Annotated in this window: 13 protein-coding genes and 1 pseudogene; 6 read left to right on the forward strand and 8 right to left on the reverse strand. The window is 71.9% G+C overall.

Annotation, left to right across the window (positions count from 1 at the left end):
* The first annotated feature begins 8 nt into the window (after positions 1-8).
* Together ACIBIW_RS28465 and ACIBIW_RS28470 are read left to right on the forward strand one after the other, a co-directional pair.
* A complete protein-coding gene (locus ACIBIW_RS28465; RefSeq protein WP_399339984.1) occupies positions 9-506 on the forward strand; it encodes a sigma factor-like helix-turn-helix DNA-binding protein in 498 nt (165 codons plus the stop codon).
* Positions 503-760: a hypothetical protein gene (locus ACIBIW_RS28470; RefSeq protein ID WP_399339986.1), complete on the forward strand. Its 258-nt coding sequence runs from the start codon at positions 503-505 to the stop codon at positions 758-760. Before ACIBIW_RS28465 ends, ACIBIW_RS28470 begins: the two co-directional genes overlap by 4 nt.
* A gap of 34 nt (positions 761-794) precedes the next feature.
* Here ACIBIW_RS28470 and ACIBIW_RS28475 read toward each other — a convergent pair whose 3' ends face one another.
* Complete coding sequence (locus ACIBIW_RS28475) at positions 795-1,949, reverse strand: cystathionine gamma-synthase (protein WP_399339988.1); 1,155 nt, start codon at positions 1,947-1,949, stop codon at positions 795-797.
* Between the two features lie 102 nt (positions 1,950-2,051).
* Between ACIBIW_RS28475 and ACIBIW_RS28480 the strand changes: the two genes are divergently transcribed.
* Entirely contained in the window at positions 2,052-3,170 is a 1,119-nt protein-coding gene (locus tag ACIBIW_RS28480; protein WP_399339990.1) for a hypothetical protein, read from the forward strand.
* 144 nt (positions 3,171-3,314) lie between these two features.
* Here ACIBIW_RS28480 and ACIBIW_RS28485 read toward each other — a convergent pair whose 3' ends face one another.
* Positions 3,315-4,355, reverse strand: a complete 1,041-nt coding sequence (locus ACIBIW_RS28485) for an NAD(P)-dependent alcohol dehydrogenase (RefSeq protein WP_399339992.1) — start codon at positions 4,353-4,355, stop codon at positions 3,315-3,317.
* A 182-nt stretch (positions 4,356-4,537) separates the two neighbouring features.
* On the opposite strand from ACIBIW_RS28485, the gene ACIBIW_RS28490 reads away from it, so the two are divergent.
* Positions 4,538-5,428, forward strand: coding sequence for a helix-turn-helix transcriptional regulator (locus ACIBIW_RS28490; RefSeq protein ID WP_399339994.1), 891 nt, complete (start codon positions 4,538-4,540; stop codon positions 5,426-5,428).
* A 482-nt stretch (positions 5,429-5,910) separates the two neighbouring features.
* Here the strand turns inward: ACIBIW_RS28490 and ACIBIW_RS28495 are convergent, their stop codons facing one another.
* Positions 5,911-7,167: an Ig-like domain-containing protein gene (locus ACIBIW_RS28495; protein ID WP_399339996.1), complete on the reverse strand. Its 1,257-nt coding sequence runs from the start codon at positions 7,165-7,167 to the stop codon at positions 5,911-5,913.
* Positions 7,168-7,560: 393 nt separating this feature from the next.
* On the opposite strand from ACIBIW_RS28495, the gene ACIBIW_RS28500 reads away from it, so the two are divergent.
* Positions 7,561-7,902, forward strand: a complete 342-nt coding sequence (locus tag ACIBIW_RS28500) for an LPXTG cell wall anchor domain-containing protein (protein ID WP_399339998.1) — start codon at positions 7,561-7,563, stop codon at positions 7,900-7,902.
* Between the two features lie 179 nt (positions 7,903-8,081).
* Here ACIBIW_RS28500 and hutH read toward each other — a convergent pair whose 3' ends face one another.
* The 5 genes and pseudogenes from hutH to ACIBIW_RS28525 all read right to left on the reverse strand — a co-directional run bounded on the left by hutH (position 8,082) and on the right by ACIBIW_RS28525 (position 11,939).
* Positions 8,082-9,647 carry a histidine ammonia-lyase gene (gene hutH, locus ACIBIW_RS28505; RefSeq protein ID WP_399340278.1) on the reverse strand — a complete coding sequence of 522 codons (1,566 nt, stop codon included), beginning with the start codon at positions 9,645-9,647 and terminating at the stop codon, positions 8,082-8,084.
* Positions 9,648-9,975: 328 nt separating this feature from the next.
* Positions 9,976-10,431: a DUF6879 family protein gene (locus tag ACIBIW_RS28510; protein WP_399340000.1), complete on the reverse strand. Its 456-nt coding sequence runs from the start codon at positions 10,429-10,431 to the stop codon at positions 9,976-9,978.
* Between the two features lie 3 nt (positions 10,432-10,434).
* Positions 10,435-10,563 carry an SDR family oxidoreductase gene (locus tag ACIBIW_RS28515; protein WP_399340001.1) on the reverse strand — a complete coding sequence of 43 codons (129 nt, stop codon included), beginning with the start codon at positions 10,561-10,563 and terminating at the stop codon, positions 10,435-10,437.
* Positions 10,564-10,661: 98 nt separating this feature from the next.
* A pseudogene (locus ACIBIW_RS28520) lies at positions 10,662-11,198 on the reverse strand (SDR family NAD(P)-dependent oxidoreductase); the annotation flags it as partial.
* Between the two features lie 48 nt (positions 11,199-11,246).
* Positions 11,247-11,939, reverse strand: a complete 693-nt coding sequence (locus ACIBIW_RS28525; protein ID WP_399340003.1) for a DUF4386 domain-containing protein — start codon at positions 11,937-11,939, stop codon at positions 11,247-11,249.
* 78 nt (positions 11,940-12,017) lie between these two features.
* Between ACIBIW_RS28525 and ACIBIW_RS28530 the strand changes: the two genes are divergently transcribed.
* On the forward strand, positions 12,018-12,578 hold the full coding sequence (locus ACIBIW_RS28530; protein WP_399340005.1) for a MarR family winged helix-turn-helix transcriptional regulator: 561 nt from the start codon (positions 12,018-12,020) through the stop codon (positions 12,576-12,578).
* The last annotated feature ends 29 nt before the right edge of the window (positions 12,579-12,607 follow it).

A 12,607-nucleotide genomic window follows, 5' to 3' on the forward strand; every position in this document is an offset into this window, starting at 1 on the left:
GAGGCGTGGTGAGCGGACGGCGCGCGTCCCAGGACGCCCGCCGGGCCCGGGAGTTCGAGGCGTACGTCGCGGGCGCGGCAGGGCGGCTGCTGCATGCCGCCACGCTGCTCACGGCGGAGGTGCCGGGCCGGGCGCCGCGCGCGACCGCGCTGCTGACGGGCGCGCTCGCCGCCACCATGGCGGCCTGGGACCGGCTGCGCGGCGAGGACCCGTACGACCACACCAGGCGGCAGCTCACGCAGCGCTACACGCGCGGCGCCTGGCGCGACCTGCTGCCCGCGCCGCGCGGCGCCGACGGCGCGGGGCGCGGCGTGCTCTTCCGGCTCGGCCCACGGCAGCGGCTGATCCTGGTGCTGCGGCTCTACGAGGGCGTGGCGGAGGAGCAGACCGCGGCCCTGGTGGGCCTGGCGCCCGAGCGCGTACGGGCGCTGTACGAGCGGGCGCTCACGACGGTGCTCGACCCGCCCGCCGCCGCCCCCGGGCTCGCGAAGGTGGTGCCGTCGTGAGCCGCGCGGAGCGGCGGGAGGCGGCGGTGCGGACGCTGCTTGACGCGGGCGGGCCCGCGGCGGTGCCGCCGGGGCTCGGCGACGCGGCGGCGCGCCGCGGCGAGCGGCTGCTGCGCCGTCGCAGGGCCGCCCGCCGGGTGCTGTTCGCGCTGCTGTGCCTCGCGGCGGTGGCGTTCGCCGTGTGGGCGCTGTGGGCGCGCCCCTGGGAGGGACCGCCGCCGTCCGACGTCACGCCGCCGCTGACCGGCTGGTGAGGCACCGGCCGGGCGGCATCGGCCGGTGCGCGGCTCAGTCGAGGGCCTGCTTGAGGTCGGCCATCAGGTCGTCGGCGGACTCGATGCCCACCGAGAGCCGCACCAGGTCCGCGGGGACTTCGAGGGCGGAGCCGCTGACGGAGGCGTGCGTCATCCGTCCCGGGTGCTCGATCAGCGACTCGACGCCGCCGAGCGACTCGCCGAGGGTGAAGACACGGGCCCGGTCGCAGACCCGCACCGCCGCCTCCTCGCCGCCCTCGACCTGGAACGACACCATCCCCCCGAAGCCCTTCATCTGCTTGGCGGCGGTCTCGTGCCCCGGGTGCTCGGGCAGGCCGGGGTACAGGACGCGGGTGACGCGCGGGTGGCGGGTCAGCATGTCGGCGACGCGCGACGCGTTCTCGCCGTGCCGGTCCATGCGCACCGGCAGGGTCTTGATGCCGCGCAGCACCAGCCAGGAGTCGAAGGGCCCGGCGACGGCGCCCATCGCGTTCTGGTGGTAGGCGAGTTCGTCCCCGAGCGCGGTGTCCGCGACGACGAGGGCGCCGCCGACCACGTCGGAGTGGCCGCCCATGTACTTCGTCATGGAGTGCACGACGATGTCGGCGCCGAGCGCCAGCGGCTGCTGGAGGTAGGGGCTCGCGAAGGTGTTGTCCACCACGAGGCGCACCCCGGCGGAGCGCGCGACCTCGGCGAGCGCCGCGATGTCGGTGATGCCGAGGAGCGGGTTCGACGGCGTCTCCACCCAGATCAGCCGGGTGCGCTCGGTGATCGAGGCGCGCACGGCGGCCGGGTCCGAGGTGTCGGCGACCGACCACTCGACGCCCCAGCGCGAGACGACCTTCGCGAAGAGCCTGAAGGTGCCGCCGTACGCGTCGTTGGGGATGACGACGTGGTCGCCGGGGGCCAGCAGGGTGCGCAGCAGGCAGTCCTCGGCGGCGAGCCCCGAGGCGAAGGCCACGGCCCTGCGGCCGCCTTCGAGCGCGGCGAGGTTGGTCTCAAGGGCGGTGCGCGTGGGGTTGCCGCTGCGGCTGTACTCGTAGCCCTCGCGGAGCCCGCCCACGCCGTCCTGCTTGTACGTGGAGACCTGGTAGATCGGCGGGACCACCGCCCCGGTGCGCGGGTCGGCGGTGTTGCCCGCGTGGATCGCCACGGTCTCGAAGCCGTGCCCGGTGTGGATGTCGGTCATGGGGCCGAGGGTACTTGCTGTGACACGGTGCGCAGCGACGGGTGAGGCCGTCGCGGGGCGGGCGGTTCGCCAATTGTCGGACCGGTCTGGTTCGCTGGTGTCATGGAGATTGTGTGGGTGCTGATCGCGTTCGTGATGCTGGGAGCGGTCCTCACGCCGGTGCTGCGGCGCGGCCGGGGCGGAATCCGGCTCGCGGTCCCCGGCTCGCCCGACGCCGCGGACCCCGCGGACTACGGCTTCGCCCGCCAGGAGGAGCTTGACATCCGGGTGCCGGGCCCCGACCAGGACCTGATGGACACGCTCGACCTGGTGCAGCGCACTGGCGACTACCGCGGCGCCGCCCAGTTGCTCGCGGGCACCGACGCGGGGAGCGAGACCCGCTGGCAGCGGGTGCAGGCGTTCGCGGGCGCCGCCTCGCTCGAACTGGCCGGGCGGCCCGGCGGGGTCAGCGAGACCCCGGGCGGCCAGTGGCTGCGGGTGTGGCGCCTCGAAGCGCCGAAGGACGCGGGCGCCGCGGCGGTGCACGCGGAGTTCCTGGTCCAGCAGGCGTGGCGGTCGGGCTCCGCCGGTACGGACGAGTTCCGCATCACGCTGGAGGAGGCGGCGCGGGCGTGCGGCGAGGCGGCGCTGCTCGCGCCGGGGGACCCGGTGCCGTATCTCGTCGAGCTGTCGGTGGCGCGCGGGCTCGGGTATCCGCGCGAGCGGTTCGAGCAGCTCTGGCTGAAGATCCTGGACCGTGCGCCCGCCCACATGGGGGCGCATCTCGCGGCGCTGCACTACTGGTGCGAGAAGTGGCACGGCTCCAAGCAGCTCGCCGACTCCTTCGCGCAGGCCGCCGCGGCGCGCGCGCCGCGCGGCTCGCTGCTGGCCGCGCTCCCGCTGTTCGCGGTGCACGAGCATCTGCCGGACGTGAACCTGGTGCGCACGTTCTACCGGAGCGAGGACGTCACCAAGGCCGTCGAGGGCGCCCTGTACGCGGTGCACTCGGCACGCTCCGACGACCCGATGCTGGCGCACGTCCGCCATATGCTGCTGTTCTTCCTGGTCCGCTCGGAGCGCTGGAGCGAGGCGATGGACCAGGTCATCCACATCGACGGCCACGTGGGCGCCCTCCCCTGGACCCTCGACGAGGACCCGGCCGCAAGCTACGCGGTCTACCGCGCCCTGGCGGTCGCGGGCTACGAGGCCAACGGCGGAAGCCCGGCGACGCTGCCGCGGTAGGGGGCGAGGGGGGCCGCGCCCCCCTCGATCGCCGCAACGGCGAGCAACCACGACGCCGAGGGCCCGGCGGAATCAACGACTCCCCGGCCCAGGACGGGGTGCAGGGCAGGGGGCCGAAGGCCCCCACCCGAAAACACACCCCTGTCAGATCGTCGCCACGTCAATGACGAACCGATACCGCACATCACTGGCCAACACCCGGTCATAAGCCTCATTGATCTGCGAGGCCCCGATCACCTCGATCTCCGAACCGAGCCCGCGCTCCGCACAGAAATCAAGCATCTCCTGGGTCTCCGCGATCCCCCCGATCGCCGACCCCGCCAGGGTCTTGCGGCCGCCGAGCAGCGAGAACAGGTTGAGCGACACGGGCTCCTCCGGCGCCCCCACGTTCACCAGCGCCCCGTCCGTCTTCAGCATCCCGAGGAACGCCCCGAGGTCGAGCGGCGCCGAGACGGTGGAGACGATCAGGTCGAAGGTGCCACGAAGCTGCTCGAAGGTGGCCTCGTCACCGGTGGCGTAGTAGTGGTCGGCGCCGAGCCGCAGCCCGTCGTCCTTCTTGCGCAGCGACTGGCTGAGCACGGTCACCTCGGCGCCGAGCGCGTGGGCGGTCTTGACGGCCATGTGCCCGAGGCCGCCGAGGCCGATCACGGCGACCTTCTTGCCGGGGCCCGCGTTCCAGTGCCGCAGCGGGGAGTACGTGGTGATGCCCGCGCACAGCAGCGGTGCGGCCACGTCGAGTGAGAGGCCGTCCGGAATGCGCACGACGAAGTTCTCGTCGACGACGATGTGGGTGGAGTAGCCGCCGTAGGTGACGTCGCCGTTGCGGTCGACGGCGTTGTAGGTGGCGGTGTTGCCCCTGAGGCAGTACTGCTCGTGGCCGGCCAGGCAGTTCTCGCACTCGCGGCAGGAGTCGACCATGCAGCCGACGCCCACCCGGTCGCCGACCCGGTGGCGGGTGACGCCGGGGCCGGCCTCGGTGACGATGCCGGTGATCTCGTGGCCAGGCACCAGGGGGAAGATGCTGCCGCCCCAGCCGTCGTGCGCCTGGTGGATGTCGGAGTGGCAGATGCCGGCGTACTTGATGTCGATCAGCACGTCGAACTCGCCCGTCGCCCGGCGCTCGATGGTGGTGCGCTCCAGCGGGGCCTTCGCTGCGGGTGCGGCGTAAGCCGCGACGGTGGTCATGGAGAGGGGTCTCCTCGGAACTGGGAGTAGCTGGATCGGGCCCCCGGCCGGCTCCGGCCGGGCACCGTCCTCACGGTCCCTCGCCTCCCGACGGCCACCAAGACCCCCGTTTCGCCTACGAACGCCGTGCGTACCACCGCCGGGGTCAGGCTGGTACGCGTACCACGGCGGATACTGGAAGCATGAGCGACCACCCCGACCTGCCCCTCGACCGGCGTGCCGAGCTGGGCGAGTTCCTGCGCACCCGCCGGGCCAGGCTGAAGCCGTCGGACGTGGGCCTGACCGAGTACGGACGCATCCGCAGGGTGCCGGGGCTGCGCAGGGAGGAGCTGGCCCGGCTCGCCGGGGTGTCGGTGGCGTACTACACCCGGCTCGAACAGGGCAACGGGAACAACGTCTCGGCCGAGGTGCTCGAAGCGATCTCCCGGGCGCTGCGACTGACCGACGCCGAGCGCGCGCATCTGACGCATCTGGCGCAGCCGACCCGGCACAAGAAGCAGCGCGTCCCGCAGCGTGAGCACGTACGGCCGTCGCTCCAGCAGTTGCTCGACACGCTGACGGGCGTGCCCGCGTACGTGGTCGGCAGGCGCTCCGACGTGCTGGCGTGGAACCGTCCTGCCGCCGCGCTGTTCTGCGACTGGGCGTCGAAGCCGCCGCGGGACCGCAACTGGGCGCGGATGGTCTTCCTCTGCGACGGCTCGCGCGACCTGTTCGTCGAGTGGGAGCAGAAGGCCGCCGACGTGGTGGGGCACCTGCGGATGGACGCGGGCCGGCACGAGAACGATCCGGTACTGAACGCGCTCATCGGGGAGCTGTCGGTGAAGAGCCCCGACTTCCGTCGGCTGTGGGCGGCGCACGACGTGCGGGAGAAGGCGTACGGCACGAAGGCGCTGCGGCATCCGCTGGTCGGTGAGATGACGCTGCACTACGAGACGTTCTGGCTGTCGACGGACGAGGGGCAGGCGCTGGTGACGTACCAGGCGGAGCCGGACACCGCGTCGGCGGAGGCGCTGCGGTTGCTCATCAGTTGGGGCGCTGACGCCGCTTCGGCGCTCGACAGCAAGTCGCTCTGAGGGGCGGTGGGGCGTGTCCTGAAGGGCCTGCGGCCCTTCGACCCGCCGGGGAGTATCCGGCAAAGTCCGGCACCGCCGGAACGCACCGCGGTGGTTTCTCGCCGTTGCGGCGGAGAGTGAAGGGCCTGCCGGCCCTCCGACCGGGCGGAGGAAAGTTCGGCACCGCCGGAACGCACCGCGGTGGTTTCTCGCCGTTGCGGCGGAAATGGAGGGCCAGGCCCAGCGGCCCTCCCCTCCCCTGCCCTCCCCTCAACCGGGGGCCGAGGGGGCCGCGCCCCTCGGAACCGCCGCGACGGCGCGCAACCGCCACGGACCTGCTCGGCGGTGCCGAACCCCCCTCAGCCCCCTGAAGCAACAAACTCCCGCGTAACTCGCCGTAACGGCGAAAACCCGCCCCAGCCAGGCCCGGCGACGTACACCGGGCCCCGCCGGAGCGGGTGGAAGGGCCGCAGGCCCTTCACGGAAGTGGTCGGGTGCGGCCGTCAGGCCGCGGAGCCGGCGACCCAGTCCTGCCAGCTCAGGTTCCAGCCGTTCAGCCCGTTGTCGGGCTGCACGGTCTTGTCGCCGGTGTTCTGGACGACGACCACGTCACCGGTCAGCGAGTGGTTGTAGAACCAGGCGGCGGGGGTGTCGGGGTCGTTCGCCCCCTTGGCGTCCTGGAGGCCGACACAGCCGTGGCTGGTGTTGACGCTGCCGAAGATGCCGGAGCCGCCCCAGTAGTTGCCGTGGATGAAGGTGCCGGAGCTGGAAAGACGCATGGCGTGCGGCACGTCCTTGATGTCGTACTCGCCCTTGCCGTCGTCATCGGTGAAACCGACCGTCGCCCCGTCCATCCGGGTCTCCTTGAACTTCTCGGAGATCACCATCTGGCCCTCGTACGTCTTGTTGTCGGGCGAGCCCGCCGAGATCGGGATGGTCTTGATGACCTTGCCGTCCTGGGTGACGTTCATGGTCTTCTTCTTGGCGTCGACAAACGACACCTGATTACGACCGATCTTGAACGTCACCGTCTTCTGCTGCACGCCGTAGACGCCCTTGGCGCCCTCCACCCCGTCCAGGGCGAGCTTGAGGGTGACCGTGGAGCCGGACTTCCAGTAGTCCTTGGGGCGGAAGTCGAGGCGGTTGCCGCCGAACCAGTGGCCGACGACCTCCTGGCCGCTGCTCGACGAGACCGTGATGCCCTTCTGCACGGCGGCCTTGTCGGTGATCGCCTTGTCGAAGTTGATCGACACCGGCATGCCCACGCCGACGGTCGAGTTGGCCTCGGGGGTGAAGTTGCCGATGAAGCTGTTGCTCTGCGAGACCGTGGTGAAGGACGCGTTCTCGTGCGCGGCGCGGCCCGCGGAGTCCTCCGCGGTGGCCGTGAGCTTGTAGGCGGTGGCGCGCTCAAGCTGTGCGCTGGGCGCCCAGCTCTTCTTGTCGGCCGATATCTGCCCCGCCACGGAGTCGCCGTCGGAGCTGGTCAGCTTGACGTCGGTGAGCGTGCCCTTGGCCACGCTCACCTTGGCGGCGTTGTTGATGCTGGCGTTGGTGGAGCCGTTCTTGGGGCTGACGGTGATCTGCGCCTCGGACGCCTTCTTGGCCGCCGCGTCGTCGGCCTGCGCCTGCGAGCTGTCACCGCCGGGGTGGCCGGAGCCCTTGCCGTCGTCGTCGCCTCCGCTACAGGCGGAGAGGACGAGCACCCCGCCGAGCAGTGCGGACACGACGGTGAGCCGCCTGCGCCGCTTGCTGTCCGTCATCACACGCTTCTCCATCGTTGCCGAATCCCCAGAAAGCCCGAAGTCCCGTACGCCTCTGCGCCTGTTCACCGTGCCGGCCGTCCGCCGCCATCATCCCCGGCCGGACCCCGCGGAGGCGAATCGCCCCGCGCTCGTGGGGCGCGGGCTCGGTGTGCTCCGGTCGAGTACGTCATGGGCGGGCAGGTCCCGGACACCGTGGCGCACACGAGAAACACCAAAAATTCATGATATCTCCTGCTGGTACGACCATAGGTCTCGGGTTCCCCCGCACACAAAGAGGATGCGGAGGGGCCGCCGCCGGTTCCCGTGACTATCCCGAGACCCGTCGCGTTCATTAGCATCGGTCTCGATTCGCACGCCAATTCGCCCGCACCCCAAGGGGATCGATAGTCCGTGACCACCGCACGCCGCACGCTGCTGACCGCCGCCATCGCGGGGGTGCTCCTGGGTGCCCTGTGGTTCGTCCCCACCGTGAAGGCGAACGCCGCCGCGACGTCCGCCGCCTCCCACGGCGCCCCCATCACCCCCGGCGACCAGGGGACTTCCGGCGTACGCGGCCCGGCGCCCGCGGCGTACTCGGACGGCACGGGCGAGCTGCCGGAGACCGGCGCCTTCAACACCAAGCCGTATCTGATCGGCGGCGCGGTGTTCCTCGTACTGGGCGCGGGCATCGTGGCGTACTCGCTGTACCGCGGGCGCGAGGAGCTGTACGAGGGCCCGGAGGAGGAGTCCTGAACTCCCCTCCGCACGCCCGCCATCGGCCCCACCACCACCCCGCAGCCCTCCTCACGGCCGCCCCGCGGCCACCGTCGCGGTCCCGTACGGGCGCCGGGGACGCTTCGTCTCAGCCGCCCCACCCGAAGTGACACATCTCACACGCCCCGGCCCGTCACGCCGCCCCGCGCGGGCGGACCTCAGGCGAGCGGCCCCGTGACGGTCTCGACGGCACGCACCAGCGACCCGTCCCGTACGAACTCCTCGGCCGCCGCGAGGTCGGGCGCGAGGAAGCGGTCGGGGCCCGCCCCGGCGACGCCCGCGGCCCGCACCGCGTCCAGTACGGCGCGGGTGGCGGGGGCCGGCTCAAGGCCGGTGCGCAGCTCGACGGCGCGGGTCGCCGCGTACATCTCGACGGCCACGACGCGCGTGAGGTGGCCGACGGCGGTGCGCAGCTTGCGCGCGGCCGACCAGCCCATGGAGACGTGGTCCTCCTGCATCGCGGACGACGGGATGGAGTCCACGGAGGCCGGGACGGCGAGCCGCTTCATCTCGCTGACCAGGGCGGCCTGGGTGTACTGGGCGATCATCAGACCGGAGTCGACGCCGGGGTCGTCGGCGAGGAACGGGGGCAGCCCGTGCGAGCGGTTCTTGTCGAGCAGCCGGTCGGTGCGGCGCTCGGCGATGGAGGCGAGGTCGGCGGCGGCGATGGCGAGGAAGTCCAGTACGTAACCGACGGGGGCGCCATGGAAGTTCCCGTTGGACTCGACCCGTCCCCGGCCGCCCTCGACGCCGCCCGGTTCGGCGAAGAGCAGTACCGGGTTGTCGACGGCGGCGGCGAGTTCGCGCTCGGCGACCGTCCTGGCGTGCGCCACGGTGTCCCGGCCCGCGCCCGCCACCTGCGGCGCGCAGCGCACCGAGTACGCGTCCTGGACCCGGGGCGCGTCGTCCTGGTGGTGCCCGGTGAGCCCGGAGCCCTTCAGCACCGCGAGCATGTTGGCGGCGGCGGCCGCCTGGCCCGGGTGGGGGCGGATGGCGTGCAGTTCTGGCGCGAGCACCCGGTCGCTGCCGAGCAGCGCCTCCAGGGTGAGCGCGGCGGTGATGTCGGCGGCCCGGTGCAGCGCCTCCAGGTCGTCGATGGCCATGATCAGCATGCCGAGCATCCCGTCGGTGCCGTTGAGCAGCGCGAGGCCCTCCTTCTCGCGCAGCTCCACCGGCTCGATGCCCTGCTCGGCGAGCAGTTCGGCGGCGGGGCGCACGGTGCCGTCGGGGCCCTCCGCCTCGCCCTCCCCCATGAGCGCCAGGGCGCAGTGGCTGAGCGGGGCCAGGTCGCCCGAGCAGCCGAGGGAGCCGTGCTCGTGGACGACGGGGGTGATGCCCGCGTTCAGCACGGCGGCCATGGTCTCGGCGACGGAGGGGCGTACGCCGGTGTGCCCCGAGCAGACGGTCTTCAGCCGCAGGAACATCAGCGCCCGCACCACCTCACGCTCCACCCGCGGCCCCATGCCCGCGGCGTGCGAGCGGACGATGTTGCGCTGGAGCGCGGTGCGCAGGCCGGGGCCGATGTGGCGGGTGGCGAGCGCCCCGAAGCCGGTGGTGACGCCGTACACCGGCTCGGGCGAGGCGGCGAGGGCGTCGACGGTGTCCCGCGCCGCCGCCAGGGTGGTGACGGCCTCCGGCGCCAGCACCACCGCGGCACCGTGCCGTGCGACGGCGACAACCTCGGCGGTGGTGGCACCCCTGGTCCCCACCGTCACGCTGTGCATATTCATATTCAAGACCCTACGCACTGAATCATTCAGTGTCACGGGGGGTTGGGGGGCGGGGACCGGGGGCGGGGTCCTGGTGAGCCGAGGGGGCGGGGTCCGTGGGCCACGCTGCGCGGCGGCTTCGAGTGGGGGGCTGGCGGCTTCGCCTGTCGACAGGGCGGCCTGGACGTGTGCACCGGATTCTTCGGGACGACCGAGTTCGCGGGAGACACGGGCCAGGTTCAGGAGCCCGCCGCATTCGAGTCGGGTGTCTCCCCCGGCCGCGCGCAGGGCATGCCCGCCTCGTGAGACGAGCAGGACAAGAAAGACGAGTCAACCGAAGCCTTCACACCGGCTGGTAGTCACCGTGCGGAAGCGCAAGTGGCCATACGGCTTCGAAGGATTCACGGCACATCTTGATCACTTCGGGCTCCGTAGAGGCCAGTTGGTCCGACGCGAGCCCGTTCCCCGTACAGGTCAGGAACACCACGAGGCGATCGTCGAACACGTAGTAGTCATTTCCCGGGAATACCAGGGAGGAGACCGGTCGACGAGGCGCCCGGCGGATGTCTTCGCCGGCCCGCACCATGGGATGGGCGATGCTGTGGGACCAGATGGCCTCACGCTCGAAACCGGTCAGCAGCTCGCCGAATTCGTCCGCGGCGATCGACCTCGTTGACTTCCCTGCTCGAAGAGCCCACCCCTGCACCACCCACGTTCCACGGTCCGTGCGGTAAATCGTCGGGGGGCCGACTGTGGCGCCGGTTACTGCTTCCTGGCTGTCGGCGGCGTGCGGCGGCATGCCTCAGTTGGTGATGCGGCCGCCGCTGACGTCCACCGTGAGGCCGGTCAGCCAGGCGGCGGCGTCGGATGCCAGGAACAGGGCCGTCTGGGCGACGTCCTCTGTCGTACCCATGCGGCCGAGCGGATGCATGGCCGCGACCTTCTGCTGGATGTCGCCGGCATAGTGACTTCGACCTTCTCGGTGCGGATGGACGACGGCGCGATGGAGTTGACGCGGACTCCGCGGGGGCCGATCTCGGCGGCCAGGTGCCGGGTGAGCATGACCAGTCCGGCATTGGCGACGCCGTAGGCGAGGTTGGCCCGGCTGGGCCGGCGCCCGGCGGCCGAGGACATGGTGATGATCGAGCCGCGGCCGCGTTCGAGCATGCCCGGCAGGAACGCCTGGATGGTCAGGAACGCGGAGGTGAGGTCGGAGTCGAGGACCTCGTGCCAGCGCTGTTCGGTCAGTTCCGTGGAGGCGGTGGGGCGCCCCTGGCCTCCGGCGAAGGCGGCGAGGATATCGACCGGGCCGAGGTGGGACTCGGCCTGTCGGCGCACGCGGTCGAGCGCTGCCGAGTCGGTGACGTCGGCGACGACGGAGAGGGCCGTTCCGCCCTGGTCGGTGATGTCGGCGACGACCGCGTCCAGGGCCTCTTGGTCTCGTCCGACCGCGCAGATCGTGGCGCCCTGGGCAGCGAAGGCCCGCGCGGTACGCGCGCCGATGCCGCGTGACGCGCCGGTGACGACGGCGGTCTTGCCCTGTAGGTCCGGGTAGGTGCTGAGCATGTGAGGGGCTCCTTGTAGGCGGGCGGCGGCAGGGGCCCGTGCGGGTCTTTACCGGTGCGGCGTGCGTCGGGTCCGCGGCATCAGGACCGCGACGACCACCAGCCACACGGTGCCGCCGAAGCGCACGACGGGAAGGAGATAGCTGAAGCCGAACGCCAGCAGGGTGAGCGTGGAGACCATCCCGACGGCGGCGAGCACCAGTCCGCTCCACGCCACGGCACGCGGCAGCAGGCCGACCAGCAGGCCCGGCACCGAGACTCCGGCGATGAGCAAGGCGAACATCACCACGTACGCGGGGCCGCCGGACAGGAACGACAGGTCGGCCAGGGCGCGTGCGAGACCGGAACTCGCGTCCGCGGGCAGTCGGCCTGTGGTCCAGGCGAACATGGCGCTGGCCGTCAGTGAGCCCGCCGCCAATACCCCTCCGACCAGGGTGATCGCCGAACCTGGCGCGGCGATGCCCAGCGCGCGCAGTCGGCGGTAGAGCACCGCTGCCGAGATCGCCAGGGGCACCGCGGAGGAGAACAGCAGGAAGGCACCGGCCTTGATTGTGGTGCCGTGCGCCTGGGCGTGGTCCAGGACCGCGAGGCCCGAAGCCTCGGGGTGCGGAGTGGAGCGGTTGGCGACGACGTACGCGACGGTCAGCACGGCGAATGCCAGGACGGGGACCAGCAGGGGTGGGCCTGACTGCCGGCGGCGTGCGGCGGTTTCGGGGGGCTGCGGGGCAGGGGCGGTGGTCATGGGGTGCTCCTCGATCGTTTCTATACCCACGATAATGATTACAAAGCGAAATGATTGTCAAGGAGCTATGGTGTCACCATGAGTGCGAATCGTGAGGATGGCGGGTCCAGGCCCGAGGGAGGCGCGGCCTTCCTACTGGCCCAGCTCGGAGCGCACGCGGCCGCCCGGTTCGCGGAACGGATTGCCGGGCTAGATCTGACCCCCGCACAGGCAGGGGTCTTGCGCCTGCTGGCCGGCGCTCCAGGGCGCAGCCAGCGCGAACTCGCCGACCAGCTCGGGATGCCGCCAAGCCGGTTCGTCTCGTTCGCCGACGAGCTGGAGGAACGCGGGTTGATCGAGCGCCGCAGGAATCCCAGCGACCGGCGCTTGCACGCACTGCACCTGACCGACGCGGGCGTCACGCTGTTGTCCGAGCTGAGAGAGGTCGCCACAGCTCACGAGCAGCAGACCTGCCAGGCACTGACCCCCGACGAGCACAAGCAGTTGCGCGCGCTGCTCCATCGCCTGGCGGCGCAGCAGGGACTCAGCCCCGGAATCCACCCCGGCTACCGATGGATCAAGCCCGACCGCATGCCCCGCTCTCGCGTACAGCTCCCCCCCGAGGAATCACCCACCCCGGGCCAGAGCGGAACCGACTGAAACCGGCCGGATGTGAGGAAGCCGCTTCG

The organism is Streptomyces sp. NPDC050560 (assembly GCF_044457285.1).
Taxonomy (GTDB): Bacteria; Actinomycetota; Actinomycetes; order Streptomycetales; family Streptomycetaceae; genus Streptomyces.